The organism is Glutamicibacter sp. AOP38-B1-38, from assembly GCF_052377485.1.
GTDB lineage: Bacteria > Actinomycetota > Actinomycetes > Actinomycetales > Micrococcaceae > Glutamicibacter.
Genome location: NZ_JBQSWU010000029.1, coordinates 20,267 through 35,678, shown reverse-complemented (window position 1 = coordinate 35,678; position 15,412 = coordinate 20,267). Strand labels below are relative to the sequence as shown.

General features: G+C 61.0%; 17 protein-coding genes and 1 pseudogene. 6 read left to right on the top strand and 12 right to left on the bottom strand.

The features are described 5' to 3' along the window. Positions 1–76 precede the first annotated feature (76 nt). The 8 genes and pseudogenes from ACT3TP_RS15510 to ACT3TP_RS15475 all read right to left on the bottom strand — a co-directional run bounded on the left by ACT3TP_RS15510 (position 77) and on the right by ACT3TP_RS15475 (position 5,736). A complete protein-coding gene (locus tag ACT3TP_RS15510) occupies positions 77–1,132 on the bottom strand; it encodes a lipoate--protein ligase family protein (protein ID WP_444620944.1) in 1,056 nt (351 codons plus the stop codon). A 105-nt stretch (positions 1,133–1,237) separates the two neighbouring features. Further along, positions 1,238–1,624 (bottom strand): hypothetical protein, encoded by a 387-nt coding sequence (locus tag ACT3TP_RS15505; protein ID WP_444620954.1) that lies wholly within the window; start codon positions 1,622–1,624, stop codon positions 1,238–1,240. Between the two features lie 82 nt (positions 1,625–1,706). Beyond that, a pseudogene (locus ACT3TP_RS15500) lies at positions 1,707–2,057 on the bottom strand (sigma-70 family RNA polymerase sigma factor); the annotation flags it as partial. Positions 2,058–2,140: 83 nt separating this feature from the next. Further along, positions 2,141–2,722, bottom strand: coding sequence for a carboxymuconolactone decarboxylase family protein (locus ACT3TP_RS15495; protein WP_096284306.1), 582 nt, complete (start codon positions 2,720–2,722; stop codon positions 2,141–2,143). 178 nt (positions 2,723–2,900) lie between these two features. After that, positions 2,901–3,158, bottom strand: a complete 258-nt coding sequence (locus ACT3TP_RS15490; protein ID WP_096284304.1) for a type B 50S ribosomal protein L31 — start codon at positions 3,156–3,158, stop codon at positions 2,901–2,903. A 133-nt stretch (positions 3,159–3,291) separates the two neighbouring features. Continuing rightward, positions 3,292–4,131 carry a TrmH family RNA methyltransferase gene (locus ACT3TP_RS15485; RefSeq protein ID WP_255248360.1) on the bottom strand — a complete coding sequence of 280 codons (840 nt, stop codon included), beginning with the start codon at positions 4,129–4,131 and terminating at the stop codon, positions 3,292–3,294. Next, the gene (locus tag ACT3TP_RS15480; protein ID WP_096284302.1) at positions 4,124–4,930 is read right to left on the bottom strand and encodes a sulfite exporter TauE/SafE family protein; all 807 of its coding nucleotides are present in this window, start codon (positions 4,928–4,930) and stop codon (positions 4,124–4,126) included. The genes ACT3TP_RS15485 and ACT3TP_RS15480 overlap by 8 nt, the downstream gene beginning before the upstream one ends. Before the next feature lie 14 nt (positions 4,931–4,944). After that, on the bottom strand, positions 4,945–5,736 hold the full coding sequence (locus tag ACT3TP_RS15475) for an ABC transporter ATP-binding protein (RefSeq protein ID WP_444620943.1): 792 nt from the start codon (positions 5,734–5,736) through the stop codon (positions 4,945–4,947). A 480-nt stretch (positions 5,737–6,216) separates the two neighbouring features. Between ACT3TP_RS15475 and serB the strand changes: the two genes are divergently transcribed. From serB to ACT3TP_RS15460, 3 genes are all read left to right on the top strand, one after another. Continuing rightward, entirely contained in the window at positions 6,217–7,140 is a 924-nt protein-coding gene (serB, locus tag ACT3TP_RS15470) for a phosphoserine phosphatase SerB (protein ID WP_444620942.1), read from the top strand. Between the two features lie 160 nt (positions 7,141–7,300). Beyond that, entirely contained in the window at positions 7,301–9,040 is a 1,740-nt protein-coding gene (locus tag ACT3TP_RS15465; RefSeq protein ID WP_444620941.1) for a VanW family protein, read from the top strand. Between the two features lie 183 nt (positions 9,041–9,223). Further along, on the top strand, positions 9,224–9,907 hold the full coding sequence (locus ACT3TP_RS15460; RefSeq protein ID WP_444620940.1) for a GNAT family N-acetyltransferase: 684 nt from the start codon (positions 9,224–9,226) through the stop codon (positions 9,905–9,907). A 132-nt stretch (positions 9,908–10,039) separates the two neighbouring features. On the opposite strand, the gene ACT3TP_RS15455 is transcribed toward ACT3TP_RS15460, so the two are convergent. After that, complete coding sequence (locus ACT3TP_RS15455; RefSeq protein ID WP_096288766.1) at positions 10,040–10,789, bottom strand: SDR family oxidoreductase; 750 nt, start codon at positions 10,787–10,789, stop codon at positions 10,040–10,042. A gap of 41 nt (positions 10,790–10,830) precedes the next feature. Beyond that, positions 10,831–11,553 carry a beta-ketoacyl-ACP reductase gene (locus tag ACT3TP_RS15450; RefSeq protein WP_096288768.1) on the bottom strand — a complete coding sequence of 241 codons (723 nt, stop codon included), beginning with the start codon at positions 11,551–11,553 and terminating at the stop codon, positions 10,831–10,833. Positions 11,554–11,762: 209 nt separating this feature from the next. Here ACT3TP_RS15450 and ACT3TP_RS15445 point away from each other — a divergent pair, with 209 nt between their 5' ends. From ACT3TP_RS15445 to ACT3TP_RS15435, 3 genes are read left to right on the top strand one after another with little or no spacing between them, the layout of a single operon-like run. Continuing rightward, positions 11,763–12,167, top strand: coding sequence for a DUF3099 domain-containing protein (locus ACT3TP_RS15445; protein WP_444620939.1), 405 nt, complete (start codon positions 11,763–11,765; stop codon positions 12,165–12,167). Continuing rightward, entirely contained in the window at positions 12,168–12,410 is a 243-nt protein-coding gene (locus ACT3TP_RS15440; protein ID WP_444620938.1) for an acetone carboxylase, read from the top strand. It begins immediately after the preceding gene. After that, positions 12,411–13,322, top strand: coding sequence for an SURF1 family cytochrome oxidase biogenesis protein (locus ACT3TP_RS15435; RefSeq protein WP_444620937.1), 912 nt, complete (start codon positions 12,411–12,413; stop codon positions 13,320–13,322). It abuts the gene before it with no gap. Positions 13,323–13,993: 671 nt separating this feature from the next. Here ACT3TP_RS15435 and ACT3TP_RS15430 read toward each other — a convergent pair. Beyond that, positions 13,994–14,326, bottom strand: a complete 333-nt coding sequence (locus tag ACT3TP_RS15430; RefSeq protein WP_096288777.1) for a transcriptional regulator — start codon at positions 14,324–14,326, stop codon at positions 13,994–13,996. Then, positions 14,323–15,105, bottom strand: coding sequence for a hypothetical protein (locus ACT3TP_RS15425; RefSeq protein ID WP_141393608.1), 783 nt, complete (start codon positions 15,103–15,105; stop codon positions 14,323–14,325). Before ACT3TP_RS15425 ends, ACT3TP_RS15430 begins: the two co-directional genes overlap by 4 nt. Positions 15,106–15,412 lie beyond the last annotated feature (307 nt).

The window sequence follows — 15,412 nt, the reverse complement described above, 5'->3', positions numbered from 1 at the left end:
GAGCGCGGCCACCATTCTCGGAGTGCACAAACAACCTGACCTTGCGGTCACTAGCCATTGGTTATGTTGGAAGATACTAGGGAACGCGAGCCGTCCAGCCCTCGGTGTCGAATTTCGATTCGGCCAGGTCCTGGGCGGCTTTTCGCGTCTGCTCATCGAGCTGCGCCCGGGTGGCGCCGGTGCGCTTGGCGAAGGTGTCCATCATCGTCGAAATCAGCTGCGAGCGGTTCTGGCTGGTCTGCGACTTGAGCGGATCCACGCGCTTGACCGCCGAGGTGATGCCCTTGTCGGAGATCTTTTCACGGCCGATGCGCAGCACCTGGACCATCTTCTGCGCATCGATGTCATAGCTCATGGTCACATGGTGCAGCAGCGCCCCGTTGGCCAGGCGTTTTTGCGCCGCGCCGCCGATCTTCCCGCTGGGCGTGGCGATGTCGTTCAGCGGCTTGTAGTGCGCCTTGATGCCCACTGATTCCAGGGCCTGCATCACCCAGTCATCGAGGAATGGGTAGGAGTCTGCGAAGCTCATGCCGTCCACCAGCGAATCCGGGGCGTACAGCGAATAGGTGATGCAGTTGCCCGCCTCCATGAACATCGCGCCGCCGCCGGAAATACGGCGAACCACCTTAATGCCGTGGTGCTTGGCCTGTTCCATGTCCACCTCGTTGCGCAAAGACTGGAAGGAACCGATAACCACCGCGGATTCATCCCAATCCCAGAAACGGATGGTGGGTTTGCGTTCCCCGGCGGCGATTTGCCGGGTGAGCACCTCATCCAGTGCTACCTGTTCGGCAACTGGGATGATCTGCGGGCCGAGGATTTCCCACTGGTGGTCGTCCCATTTGGTCGCGTGGCCCAGGCTCCGGCGTACCGCACGGGCCACCGCATCGGCGTCGAAGCCGAACAGCACCGCGCCTTCGCGCAGATTCGCGTTGATCGCGTCGCGGATGGTGCCGTGGCTGGCTTCGGTGGGCAGCCCGTCGAGAGCCGTATTGAGGTCTTCGAGGGCTTCGTCCGGTTCCAGGAAGAAGTCGCCATTCACCGAAGCATTGGCGATCACCCCGTTGACGCTTTCGAGATCTACGACGACCAGCTTGCCGCCGACTACCTTGTATTCGCCATGATGCTTCATGGGACGATTCTATCGTCTCAGGTTGGCGGGGAGTTAAAGCGCAAAGGGCGCGAGGGGTGACTAATTGCTCCTTGCCGGCGGTTACGCACTGCGGCTATTGACCGGCTAGCGCTCCAGCCTGGTTTCCGCCTCCACGCGGCCGAGCTTCTCCGGATTCCGCATGGCGAAGATCCGTGCGACCCTGCCTTCCTCCACCAGGCTTATGAGTGAGGGACCGCCTGCTTCATCGTCGATGCGGATGCCCAGGCCCCCGTTGAGCCAGAGAAGCGCGATCTTCGGGTTTTGCGCGGCCTCCGGGAAGAGCCGCAGCAGATTGGCCACCTTCTTGGCACCGTACACCGGCACCCGAACGGCCTGGGCGACGCCGCCGCCGTCGGCGATGAGTATGACCTCGGGGGCCAGCACGTCCATCAGGCCCTGCACATCCCCGGTGGTGACCGCCGCCAGGAAGCTTTCCACGACTTCCCGCTGCTCGCCGCGATCCACGCGCATGCGGGGGGCGCCGGGCGGCCACATGAGAGCGTGCGCGGCTGGCGATCTGGCGCACGGCGGCCGCCGACTTGCCCACGGACTCGGCAATTTCCGCGTAAGGCACGTCGAAGACTTCGCGCAGCACGAATACCGCACGCTCCACGGGGGCGAGCGATTCGAGGATGGTGAGCATGGCGATCGAGACGCTTTCGGCCAGCTCCACGTCCTCGGCGACATCCGGCACGGTGAGCAGGGGCTCGGGCAGCCATTGCCCGACGTAGTCCTCCCGCCGCCTGGACAGCGTGCGCAGGCGGTTGAGCGCCTGGCGGCTGACGGTGCGCACGAGGTAGGCCCGCGGGTCGCGGACGGCCGTGCGGACGCCGGGGTCCAATTCGGCCCAACGGAGCCAGGCTTCCTGCACCACGTCCTCGGCATCCGCCGCGGAGCCGAGCATCTCGTAGGCGACGGTGAAGAGCAGGCCGCGGTGCACGAGGAACGGATCCTGCAGGTCAGCGGCGCCGAGGTTGCTCATGCCGCCTATGCTACTCCGCGGCCGCCGCGCTCCGCGAGCGGTTTCAGCCCGCAGGAATCGGCGAATCCCTCGGATTCGATGCCGAGGGCGACGTTGCTGCGGGTGGTGAGGTTGGCGAAGCCGATGACGCTGGTCAGTTCGACTAGCGCCGGCGCGCCCAATTGCTCGAGCAGCCGTGCCGAGAGTTCGTCGGTCACCGAGACGGGCGTGGCGCTCATGGCCTCTGCATACTCCAGGACGTCGCGCTCCGTCGGAGTGAAGACCTCGGACTCGCGCCAGCACGGGATCTGCCGGGCCTTGTCCAGGTCCAGGCCGTGGTTGTGCGCCATGAAGTAGTTGTAGTCCAGGCACCACGTGCAGCCGATGAAAGAGGCCACGGCCATATGGGCGTAAGACTTCAGCGACTCATCGCAGCTGTCCCACTTCTGCACCTTCTGCCCGATGCCCATGGATGCCTTGAGCACGGGCTTGTTGTGCCACATCACGCCCAGGGATTCCGGGACTTTGCCGAACATCTTCGCGCTGAATTTCTTGATGAGTGCACCGTAGAGACCGGTGATTTCTGTGGCCGGGATCCTGCTGGTCATGACTCCTCCTGCGGGTCGGTTCTGGGTCCTATGACATGAAGACACCGCCCGCGCCGGATCTGTGACACCTCGGCTGCGCAGGCCAATCGACCGGCGGTGTGCTGCCGGTTAAAAAGCAAACGGCGCGATTCCAGTCAAACTGGAATCGCGCCGTTTTAAGCTTGCGAGGGGCGAAGAATTACTTCTTGCCGCCGAAGCCCTTGAAGCGGGCGTTGAAGCGCTCGACACGGCCAGCGGTGTCCATGATGCGCTGCTTACCGGTGTAGAACGGGTGCGATGCAGCCGAAATTTCGACGTCGATCACTGGGTAGGTGTTGCCATCTGCCCACTCGATGGTCTTGTCCGACGAACGGGTCGAACGGGTCAGGAACTGCTCGCCGGAAGCCAGGTCGTTGAAGACAACTGGACCGTACTGTGGATGAATATCAGCCTTCATAGCTATACACCTTTTGGTTTATGGCCACTGGATTTTGCCAGCAGCTACTTGCTCGGAAAATTAGCCTGCGACCTCGACCAGGGTCGATACACAGACATTCCATCCTATCCCACAAAACCAAGTTCTGCGAAACTCAATTGCGTGGCGCGGAGCACAGGTGCCAGAAGGCAATGGCGCTGGCCGCGCCGACGTTCAGCGAGGAGACTTCGCGGCGCATCGGGATCATCACCGCCTGGTCAACCAAGGCCAGGGTCTGCTCTGCCACTCCCCTGCCTTCGTTGCCCAGGATCATCGCAAATTTCTTTCCTTCGGTCATCTCGACCTCGTTGAGCGCCACCGCGTCCTCGGTCAGTTCCATGGCCAGCATCGTGTAGCCATGGTCCTTGAGGATCGCGATATCCTCTGGCCAGGAGTTCAGCCGCACCCAGGGCAGGTCGAAGACGGTGCCCATGGACACGCGCGCGCTGCGCCGATACCAGGGGTCTACGCACTTCGGGGTGATCAGCACCGCGTCGACGCCCAGTCCGGAGGCCGAGCGCAGGATCGCGCCGAGATTGGTGTGGTCGGCGATGTCTTCGAGGATCGCGATCCGCGAGCTGGCGGTGAGCACCTGGCCCAGGTCCAGCGGTGCCGGACGGTTCATCGAAGCCATCGCGCCGCGGTGCAGGTGGAAGCCGACCAGGTCCTGCAGCTGCCGGTCGTTGCCGATGAAGATCGGCACCTCGGGGAAGCGTTCGAACTCTTCGGCCAGCTGGTCCAGGTGCTTTTCGGCCAGCAGGAAGCTGCGCGGCACGTGGCCGGCGTTGATGGCGCGGGTGACCACCGTGGTGCTTTCGGCGATGTACAGGCCGTTTTCCACGTCGGTGCGCATGCGCAGGTGGGCTTCGGAGAGGCGCAGGTATTCGTCCAAACGCGCATCATCATGCAGATCTTCGACCCGCAGGATGCGTTCGGGGTTGGTGATCTCAGGCACCGGCTACCAGCTTGTAGAGCATATTCGCCAAGGCGACGACGCCGAGGATGACGATGACCAGGCGCAGCCATCCCGGGGAGAGCTTGCGTCCCACCTTCGCGCCGATGAACCCGCCGATCAGCGAGCCGACGGCGATCAGCAGGACGATCAGCCAGTGGATGCGTTCCGGTGCGATCAGCAGGTAAATCCCGGCGGCGACCAGGTTCACGAGCAGCGAAAGGATCACCTTGATGGCGTTGGACTGCTGCAGGGAAGCCTGCAGGAAGACGCCGAAGACCGCCATGAGCAGCACGCCCTGGGCGGCGGTGAAGTATCCGCCGTAGACGCCGATGACAAAGACCAGCACGTAGAGGATCAGCGGGATCTTCGCGCGGTCCGCGTCGTCCGGGTCGCTTCCGCCGCGCTGCGCTTGCCGGGTTTTGGCCCAGGCGGCGAGCTTCGGCTGGTAGATGACCAGCACCAAGGCGCAGAGCAGCAGCACCGGGGCGACCACACCGAACACCGATTCGGGCAGGTTCAGCAGCAGCAGCGAACCGATCAGTCCGCCGATCAGGGAGACCGGCACCAGTTTCAGCAGGGTCTTCTTCACGCTGGCCGCTTCGCGGCGGTAGCCCCAGGCGCCGGAGAAGCCGCCGGCGATCAGGCCCATGGCGTTGGAGACGACCGCGTTGACCGGGGTGATTCCCAATGCGACCAGGATGGGGAAGGTCACCAGCGTGCCCGACCCCACCACCGTGTTGATGGTTCCCGCCCACAGTCCGCCGAGCAGGATTAACGCTTCACGCCAAAATTCGATCACAGTTCAGCGCGTCCTTAGCCTTGGCGGCGCGCGACGGCGGAGTAGCGGCCGGCGTCTTCGCGCATGCTCAGCTCCATCCCGTAGGTTGCCTTGAGGTTTTCCTCGGTCAGGGTGGAGGCGATATCGCCCGAGGCAACCACTTCGCCGTCCTTGAGCATCAAGATGTGGGTGAAGCCAGGCGGTATTTCCTCGAGGTGGTGGGTCACCAGCACCAAGGCCGGGGAGTCTTCATCGGCGGCCAGCTCGGTGAGCTTGGTCACCAGTTCTTCGCGCCCGGCGAGATCCAGGCCTGCGGCTGGTTCATCGAGAATCAGCAGTTCCGGGTCGGTCATCAGCGCACGGGCGATGAGTACGCGCTTGCGCTCGCCTTCGGATAGCTTGCCGAATGGCTGGTTCATGAAGGTGGACATGCCCCACTGGTGGAGCATCGAGAAGGCCCGGCGTTCGTCGAGGCGTTCGTACTTCTCGCGCCAGCGCCCGGTCATCCCGTACGCGGCGGTGAGGACCACGTTCAGCGCGGTCTCGTTGCCGGGAATGGCGTTGGCGACCAGTGCCGAGCTCAAGCCGATCAGCGGCCGCAGTTCGAAAACATCGACCTTGCCCATGGTTTCGCCCAAAATGCCCGCGGTGCCGCGGGAGGGATGCAGACGGGTGGCTGCAATGTTCATCAGGGTTGACTTGCCGGCGCCATTGGGGCCCAGCACAATCCACCGCTGGCCTTCTGTGACTTCCCAGGACACGTCTTTGAGCAGGTCTTTACCCCCGCGCACCACGCTGACATCGTTGAAAGTTAGCACTTCGCTCATGGTTTTTAAGCCTAGACTTTCGTTCTCTGATTCACTAATTGAAAACACCGCTGCAGCTGTGCAATATGACTCCACAGCCGGTGGTGGACCGGCCGAGCACCGAATAGCAGTCTAGCCGTGGCGCGTACCCCGCTTGTCAAGGACGCGGATCACCGGCAGGCTTCCCGCTGAGTGCGCGGCGAGAAGCTAACCCGGCACCGGGCAGTTTCTCGCTTTCGGCATCGGTGAGCCGAATTCTGCTGCGGAAATCCTCACTCGCTCGGTGGTCAAGGACAAGAAACCAGACTCACCCGAGCAGATGGTGCGCGCCGAGCTGGGTAATCCCGGCAACGGATCGCTCGCGCCCATCAGGCCTGCTGGCAGATTGGCCATCCGAAACTCATTGAACCAACGTGTACAAGTGCATTGGCTCTACCGCCAGCGGAAAGGAACCGACCGTCATGTTTGGTCGTACTTGGCTCCAGAGACGAAAATAGTTTCATGGCTTCAACTTTGACCCTCGTCTCCCGCCCGGCACTACCCCGCGAAACTTTCGATTCGCTCATCGACCATGTGGGCAAGGCCCTGCCCCTCGCCGCCGACGCCGCCTTGAGCGTGCAGCATTCAGCCGAGCGCATGGTGGCAAGGGTGCGCATCGAGAATGCTGATTCGACCGCATTGCGAATCGAGGCGCAAGAGGCCTTTGACGCCTACGTCGCAACCGGTGCGCTTGCGGCTGCGGACGCCTGCGTGACCGTGGTGGATTCCGCGCTGACCGATGCGCCGCGCATGCTGCTGCTGATGGATGTCGATTCAACCCTGATCAAGCAGGAAGTCATCGAATTGCTTGCGGCCCATGCCGGGCGCGAGGAGGAGGTCGCCGCGGTCACCGAAGCTGCGATGCGCGGGGAATTGGACTTCGCCCAATCGCTGGTTCAGCGTGTGGCCACACTCAAAGACCTGCCGGAAACCGTCTTGAGCGAAGTCATTGCGCGCGTGGTCTACTCCGACGGCGCACGCGAACTGGTGCAGCGCTTCCATGCAGCCGGGCACCTGGTCGGCGTGGTCTCCGGCGGATTCCAACAGATCCTGGACCCCTTGGCGGCAGAGCTCAAGCTGGACCACGCGCTGGCAAATACCCTGGGCATCACCGCGGGTCTGCTCGACGGCACCGTGCATGGCCAGATCGTGGATCGCGCCATGAAGGAAAAGATGCTGCGCGCCTGGGCGGCCGAACACGGCATCGGCATGGAGGCAACCATCGCCGCCGGGGACGGTGCCAACGATTTGGACATGGTCAACGCCGCAGGACTGGGTGTAGCCTTCAACGCGAAGCCGGCGCTGCGTGAGCAAGCGGGCGCGCGCATCGATTTTGGCCGCCTGGATGTGATCGCCGACCTAGTATTGAATGACCTGGCGGCCTGAAATCCAACAACTCGATAACAATTCAGGCGATTGCTCACACAACACCGCGTGTCGGTTGCTCCACCCGTTAGTATTTCTTTTGGTGCATTGCTGTACTTGGAAGTAATAATTCACGTACCGTGCCCGACCCCAATCGCTTTTCGAAAGAGCTAACAGACAAGTGCAGACTCCCTCCCCGGACAGTTCATCCTCACCCTCCGCTCGCAACGGTTCCAAGGGCAAGGCCAAGAGCAAGGCCAAGCCCTGGATCATTACCGGTTCGTGCGTGGTGGCTGCCGCGGCGCTCTATTTCGGCGGTGCAGCCTTCGTGAGCGCCCAGATCCCGGCTAATACGAGCATCGCCGGGGTGAACATCGGTTCGATGAGCCAGGACGAAGCACGAGCTGCCCTGAGTGAATCCGTGGCGCCCTTGGCGGAGGAGCCCTTCGAGGTCCTGGTAAATGCCCAGAGCTACAAAATTGATCCGGCCAAGGCGGGGCTGACGCTCAACATCGATGACACGGTCGCGGACCTGACCGGATACGAAGCAAACCCGGCCGATCTGCTCGATCGCTTAACCGGCAAATACACCGCCACCGCGAGCATCGACGTAGACAACGACAAGCTCAACACCGAACTTCAGGCGCTGGCCAAGAAGGCAAACGCCGAGGTCGCCGAGGGAGATGTCACCTTCGCCGAGGGCAAGGCAACGCTCGTCGCGCCCGTTGATGGCGTCGTATTGAAGCAAGATGAGGCCGCCAGCTTGCTGAGCGAAGAATGGCGCATCGGCGCCGCCGGGATTGAGCTGCCCAGCGAGGTCACCAAGCCGGAGATTTCCCCCGATGCCTTGCAGTCCTTCTATGACGACCAGCTGAAGTCCTTGCTCAAGGACAAGGTCACCTTGACCTCAGATCAGAAGAAAGTCGACATTTCGACCGCTTCGATCGCCGCCGCGGCCAGCTACACGCCGAAGGACGGCGCCCCGGCCATCACCCTGGACGACAAGAAGCTCTTTGCCGCGGCGACCAAGAATTCCGAGTTGAGCAGCACGGCCAAGAACGCGCGCATCACGCTGGCAAATGGCAAGCCCACCATCAAGGAATCGGTGACCGGCGTCGCGCTCGAGACCAAGGGCCTGGGCGCCAAGGTACTGGCCGCGACCGAAACCAAGGAGCGCACCGCAAAGGTGGTGCTGAGCGCTTCGGAAGCCGATTTCACCACCGAAGACGCCAAGAAGCTGGGCATCAAGGAAGAGATCGTCGAATTCTCGACCCCCTACCCGACCAATGACACGGTCCGCACCAAGAACCTGCGTGCGGGCTCGGCACGCATCAACGGAACCGTGATCGAGCCCGGGGAGAACTTCTCGCTGCTCAAGGCCCTGGGCCCAATCACCGTGGCCAACGGCTACTTCGGTTCCGGCGTGGTGGTCGACGGCTTCTCCACTGAAGCGGTTGGCGGAGGCCTGTCGCAGATCTCCACCCAGTTGTACAACGTCGGCTTCCTTGCCGGCTACGACGACGTCACCCACAAGCCGCACTCGCGCTGGTTCGAACGCTACCCGGCCGGGCGCGAAGCCACCCTGTGGGAAGGCTCGGTCGACATGATCTGGAAGAACAACTCCCCCTATGGTGTGATGATTCAGGCCTGGGTATCCGGGGACCGGGTGCACACCCGGCTGTGGAGCACCGACTACTGGAAGGTCTCGCAGAAGAGCTCGGGCAAGTACAACCAGACGAACCCGGAGACCAAGTACAACACCGCCGAGGAATGCGTTTCCGAAAGCGGCGGCCAGAAGGGCTTCACCATCGACATCACGCGCAACCGCACCACCGTTGATGGTTCCAAGACCCTGCCACCGGATGTCAAGAGCTGGACCTACCAGCCATGGCACAAGGTGGTCTGCGGCGAGAAGCCGTAACCGCACATCGTCCCAGGGCGCCTGCTGATTATTCAGGAGGCGCCCTTTTGATCCACCAGGCAGGTACTAACCAAGGGCGCAGCATCAGCCGCAGAATTTCTTGGTTTATACGACGAGCAACTTCGCACCGATGCAGAAACGCCGAGCGCGCTCAACCTGGCACGGCTCGGTCCACTACGCCTGGTGAGCTTCGCGAGGGGCCGAGGGTTCATCACCTACCCACACGTTGACCGTGCCCGTGCGGTTAATTCTTCCAGCCTAGTTGGCGAGGCATTGGCCCACTACGAATCAGCACCCGAGATCACCCGGGTTGAGTGGAAGACGCGCGGCCACGATCATGCACCCGGACTGCACGACGAGTTGCTAGCCCATGGATTCGTTGCCGAAGAATCCGAGTCCATCATGATTGGGCCGGCAGCGGATCTCGCGGTGGACGTCGAGTTGCCGGCGGGCGTTCGGCTGCGCCAAGTTTCAACCGAGACAGAAGTGCGCGCGATGTGTGCGATGCAGGATGAGGCCTTCGGCGATCCGGTGTCGGAGCATCACGCCGAGGCGGTGTTGCAGCGCCTGGCCACCGATGACGGGATGGAACTCTGGGTTGCCGAAGCCAATGGGCAGATCGTCAGTGCCGGAAGGCTTGAACCCGTTCCCGGAACGCAATTTGCAGGCATCTGGGGCGGCGGAACCCTTGAGCAATGGCGCGGAAGAGGGATCTACCGTGCGCTGACGGCTGCCCGGGCCCGCTCCGCGCTGAAGTTGGGCAAAACGCTGATCCATAGCGACTCTACCGAGTACTCCCGTCCCATCCTCGAACGCTATGGTCTGCTGAAGGTCTCCGCAACCACCCCCTATCAGTGGACATGCTAACCTCAGCGGATTCTTCGCTGGCCAGCCACGACGGCATGCCCCCTCGATAGGATGCTTAAAAAGCCTGTTGCCCGCCCCCAACTATGGGGGCGGGCAACAGGCTTTGGAGTTGATCAGCTGATCAGCAGGTAGTTACTGGCCTGCCTGCTTCAGGAAGTCCTCGGCGCCGCCAACGTACTCGGTGTGACCGGTTTCCACCTCGGCGAAGACCATCTTGGCAACCTCGGCGCCGAACTCCTCGACGGAGTACAGCTTGCCGGCGGCCTCACGGCGGGCCTCGATGGCGCCTGGTTCTACGCGGTTGAGCAAGGTCGCGGTGATGGTGCCCTCGATCATGTCGCCGGAGACGACAACGAAGTCGATATTCTTCTCGGCCAGCCTCGGGATGAACTCGCGCAAGGCGTCTTCACCCGCACGCTTGGACTGCGCGACTTGGTCGTAGGCATCCATGGTGGAGACCTGCTTGATGAAGTGCGCCTGGTGGCTGGTCACGAAGACCACGCGGCCGCCCTCGCTCAGCTTTGGCAGGGCCGCCTCGAGCATTGCGACCTGCGCGTCACGGTTCAAGCGCAGCGCGTAGTTCTCCCCCATGGAGGTTTCCATGCCGCCGGAGGCGTTCAGCACCAGCACGTCGAGGGAACCGAAGTTTTCGACCGCTGCGTCGACCAAGGCCTGCGGGCCCTCGACGGTGGTCAGGTCCGAGCCGACGGCGACAGCCTTGCCGCCCTTTTCCTCGATGGTGCTCACGATCTTGTTGGCTCGTGGCGCCTTAGCGCGGTAGTTGATCACCACGCCGACACCCTGTTCGGCGAGGATCTGTGCGGTGACAGCGCCGATGCCGCGGGAAGAACCGGTGACAATTGCACCCTTGTATTCGCTCAACTTTTCTTACTCCTTAGGATGATTGAAGATTGGGGGTAGTTCTAGTGGCCCATGCCCAAGCCGCCATCGACCGGGATCACGGCACCGGAGATGTAGGCCGCTTCGTCGCTGGCAACCCAGCGGACCACGTTGGCAACCTCTTCGGGTTCGGCGAAGCGGTTGGCCGGGATGGACTGCAGGTACGACTTCTGGGTTTCTTCCGGAAGCACGGCGGTCATTTCGGTATTGATGAAGCCCGGGGCGACCACGTTGGCGGTGATATTGCGCGAACCCAGCTCGCGGGTCAGCGAACGGGCGATACCCACCAGTCCGGCCTTGGACGCGGCGTAGTTGATCTGGCCCGGCGAGCCGTAGAGCCCCACCACCGAGGAGATGAGCACTATACGCCCACGCTTCAGGCGCAGCATGCCCTTGGTTGCGCGTTTGATCACACGGAAGGCGCCGGTCAGGTTCGTATCGATCACCGAGGTGAAGTCGTCTTCGCTCATGCGCAACAGGAGGGTGTCTTTGGTAACACCGGCGTTTGCGACAAGCACCTCGACCGGGCCGTGAGCCGCTTCGACCTCTTTGAAGGCCGCGTCGATCGACTCCGCGTCGGTGACATCCGCCTTCACGCCCAGCAGCCCGGCAGGCACCTCTCCACTGCGGTAAGTGATCGCTACCTTGTCGCCGTTAGCTTCGAAAGAACGCGCAATGGCCAGGCCGATTCCGCGGTTTCCGCCGGTGACCAGTACGCTGCGGCCGTTGGTGGTATCCGTGCTCAATGTTTTTCTCCATCCATGCATCTCCTGCACGCCGTCGATTTGCGGGCGAAGGATCAGGCACTTTGCTTAGGTCAGTAGCTACTCCGAGAACAATCCTATTAGCTACCCCGCAGTATTACCGCTTCGACGGCATGTAGAAATTCGGTTCTCACAGGCTCAAGTGAGAGAATAGGGGCAGAAATAACCCCGTTGAGCGAAGTTCGAAAGCCATGTCACACCAGCACTCGAACCCCGGTCCCAAGGACCAGCCGGTTCATCGCATTACCGAAGCGCACGAGTCCCATAGCTCCGAGCGCGATCTGCGTGTACGCAAATACACGATATCCATGACCGTGCGCATGGTGTGCTTCATCCTGGCTTTCTTTTTTGAGGGCTGGATTCGCTGGGTCATGCTGGCCGGGGCGATCGTTCTTCCTTATATCGCGGTAGTCATCGCCAATGGCGGTGCAGATCTGACCAAGCGTGAGCCGCCGGCGGAGTTCTTCACGGGCACCGAACCGGAACAGCTTGAAAACAAGGTCCAGGCCACCGGGGTCGAGGAACCAGAAGTGGTCATCATCGACGGCACACTTATCGAGCCCGCCCCGCCAACCGAGACTCCGAAGGAGCAGTAAATGGATCTGCTAGGTTCGCTTGGTGGCGCAAATTCCGCCCCGGCCCCGGTGCAGTGCTCCCGCAAGGGATGCCGCCAGCCAGCCGAATTCCAGCTTTTGTGGAATAACCCCAAAATCCACACCCCGGAACGACGCAAGATCTGGTTGGCCTGCCAAGAGCATCGCGAATGGCTGGAGACCTACCTCAAGGAACGCTTGCTCTATAAGGAAACCCTGCCAATGGGCGAAGGAGCCAATCAGTAAATGTACCGTTTTTTGGCCAGCACCCGCTGGGTGGGCTGGTTGCTGCTCGTCGTGATCTTCGCCGCAGCCTGCACGGGTCTTGGCAAATGGCAGGCTGATCGCCGCGCCGAAGTGCTCACCGCGATCACCCACGTGAACAACAACTACGATGCCGAACCGGTCTCCGGGAATGCGGCCCTGGCCAAGTTCGACGCGCTGCCCGAAGAAGATACCTGGATGACGGTGAAGCTCACCGGCCAGTACCTCGCCGAGGACACACGTATCGTGCGCAACCGCATCAAGGCGGCCCGTCCGGGCTATGAGGTGCTGGTGCCTTTCCGCACCGAAACCGGCGCCACGGTCATTATCGACCGCGGCTACCTGCCCATCGGCAACTCCGAAAACGGTCGCCCCGATGAGGTCCCGGCTCCCCCAACGGGCACCGTCACGCTGGAGGCTCGGCTGAAGCCAACCGAAGTCAAACTGGATCGTGGTGCCCCCGAGGGCCAGCTAGCCTCCATCTTCCTGCCGGGCTATGCCGCGGATCTTGGCTACCCAATCGCCGAAGGCGCCTACGGCATCATGTACGCGGAAGATCCGGCGCCGGCCACGACGCCGCTTGCGCTGGACAAGCCAGACACCGATGAAGGCCCGCACCTGTCCTACTCCTACCAGTGGTACGCCTTCGGCGTGCTTGCCTTCGTCGGCTTCTGGTACGCGGTGAAGCAACAGCGAAAGATCAACGCCGAAGACGCCGCCGAGCTGGCCGAGGCGAAGGCACTGGGCTTCGACGAACCGGTGCACCGGGTGCGCAAGCTGCGCGCAAAGCAGGAGAAGAAGTTCAGGCGCGACGGCACGCTGACCGACGAGGCCTACGAGGACGCGATGCTCGATGAACCGCGCGACGCCGGCTCCTCCAGCGAATCGCGCTGAGTACAGCAAAACTTCAGACCCTAACCGGAACTCGGTTAGGGTCAGTTGTTTCAGCTGAGAATCTGCCCCCAAGCGAGGTGCGTCGGCATCTTGGATCAGCCCCCCGGGTTGCTGCTTGCGTCCAGGGATCGTCTCCACATCGCAGGCTGGTATCCGAGCTCCAACGAGATATCTCGGTGCCCTAGCCATTTCGCCAGTGATTTAGCGACCCGGAATATCTTGGAAAATTTTGCCCGGGATTGCGTCAGGCTACCGATAATTTACAAAACGTTGGTTCGGCGGCCGGTTCAAGTCAGTTGAATCTGTTGAATCGCAGGAAGGCGCGGAGCGCTGTGTGCGGAACCAGTCGTTCCGGCAGCTTGCGCTGTCCTATCTTGAGCGGATTGAACCGTACTGCGGTGAGACCAATCTATACCCCCCTGCATTAATTTGCGGTTGGGGCGATTGGGTAACCATCAGAACAGGTTCAAAATTGTGAAGCTACTCCAAATCCAGTGGCTAGTGATTCTGAACAACGAATCAGCTACCGTGATGGTCGCATCTGATCAACTGACGTTCTTACAATTGGTGAAAACTGTATGCGATTCCGAGAGTGCGGCACGCCAGACGAGTTAGATTGTGAACCTGCTGGAACCGAACAATTTTATAACGGACGATCCACTGCTGCTGAATTAGCTCAGATCTTCGCCGTGCCCAGCTGCAATTTCTTGAAGCGCTGCGAGATGACGCCTAAATGCGGCAGTTCCTGCCGGAGTCGCACGCACCCAAGTACGTGGTTTATTTGCGACATACCCTTTTCGCGGCACAACATAGCCAGTTTTTTGCAGGTAGCTGATCGCTTTGCTAAGGGTTGAATCTTCTGTTTCAATCATGTCCCGCAATGTTGCAAAATCGAATTCTGCGTCTTCTCGCACCGCGGCCATGAGCGAAAACCGAACTGGTGTGAGCAAAGCATCATCCAGTTGGTGTCGTGGATGCTGTTTCTCATTCTCTCCGCCGCTCATGATCGTTGCTTGCTAAGTAACGCGCCGAGAGCCATGGGAAGCGCAACAACGATCGCGCTTACGACTCCAACTACAGGAGAGTCCCATGTCGTGCGTATAGCGACCAGCATGGACAACTGGTACAAGAAAAACGACAATCCGAAAGCGAACCACTCTTGATCTCTCCAGTGGGCACCGAGTTTGACCAATCCTCTGCTGGAGGCACCTAAAATGACCAGCGCCAACATTAACATGCTCATTACGAACTGGGCGAGAGCGAACCAGGAAAAATAGAGCGAGAAAATCGCGATTCCTAAGTAGAGGGCCGCTGCGAGAGTGCCAAGCCGAGTACGGAGGTTCAGCGGCGCGAGATTCCATGCTCTGCGACTCTGCTGCACCTGGTTCCCGGTGCGCCGGCGCCCGGCCAACGTGCTCGCAGCCATCGGTAAGACTATGAGCGCTGCGGTTACAAGACACATCCACCACGGTATGGCGATTCCCAACATACTTGCAGTCGGCAATGCCGCAAATAAAAGGACGGCGAATAAGACACTAACCAACTTGCGACCTTTCAACACAATAACTGCTGAGGCCGATTCCCGATGATTAGCACCCTGAATCAATAACGTGTACATAAGCATGGGCAGGATTAGCAATGTCGCACATAGCCGCCCGGCGTATGCATCCGAAATGCCAAGATGCCCTAGAGGTCCGGTAAATACCAACAGAAAAGTTGCTATATATGTAAAGAACACCGCCGGTTTCCATTTGCTACGGGCGGACTGGAGGTTCTGGGCCACTAGTTCCTGTGTGCGAGCATCTACCCGTTTGGCCTCCTCCAGCATTCGAGCGGCAGTCTTCGGGTCGGGGTGCGGCCACCCATCAAGACCATCGTCAGCAGGTGAACTATCCATACTTCCAAGATAGCAGGAACTTTCTCCTTGGAAAGTGGATATGGATCAGCACTTCAACCGGCTACTTCGAGCCAGAACCTGTTAATTCCGATAGTTTTAGCCAGGTGCTCAAGTTCCCGGAAGCGTGCACCGCCTCCGGATTTTCTAATATCCCCGTCTTTGGACGAATTTTCACGAGCCGACGGCAGACAGT

Excerpts from the sequence above, each read along its gene's own strand:
- ACT3TP_RS15445 (WP_444620939.1), top strand. The coding sequence starts at position 11,763 with ATGTCACACCAGCACTCGAACCCCGGTCCCAAGGACCAGCCGGTTCAT.
- ACT3TP_RS15495 (WP_096284306.1), bottom strand. The coding sequence starts at position 2,722 with ATGACCAGCAGGATCCCGGCCACAGAAATCACCGGTCTCTACGGTGCA.
- ACT3TP_RS15510 (WP_444620944.1), bottom strand. The coding sequence starts at position 1,132 with ATGAAGCATCATGGCGAATACAAGGTAGTCGGCGGCAAGCTGGTCGTC.
- ACT3TP_RS15435 (WP_444620937.1), top strand. The coding sequence starts at position 12,411 with ATGTACCGTTTTTTGGCCAGCACCCGCTGGGTGGGCTGGTTGCTGCTC.
- ACT3TP_RS15490 (WP_096284304.1), bottom strand. The coding sequence starts at position 3,158 with ATGAAGGCTGATATTCATCCACAGTACGGTCCAGTTGTCTTCAACGAC.
- ACT3TP_RS15430 (WP_096288777.1), bottom strand. The coding sequence starts at position 14,326 with ATGAGCGGCGGAGAGAATGAGAAACAGCATCCACGACACCAACTGGAT.
- ACT3TP_RS15505 (WP_444620954.1), bottom strand. The coding sequence starts at position 1,624 with ATGCGCGTGGATCGCGGCGAGCAGCGGGAAGTCGTGGAAAGCTTCCTG.
- ACT3TP_RS15475 (WP_444620943.1), bottom strand. The coding sequence starts at position 5,736 with ATGAGCGAAGTGCTAACTTTCAACGATGTCAGCGTGGTGCGCGGGGGT.
- ACT3TP_RS15440 (WP_444620938.1), top strand. The coding sequence starts at position 12,168 with ATGGATCTGCTAGGTTCGCTTGGTGGCGCAAATTCCGCCCCGGCCCCG.
- serB (WP_444620942.1), top strand. The coding sequence starts at position 6,217 with ATGGCTTCAACTTTGACCCTCGTCTCCCGCCCGGCACTACCCCGCGAA.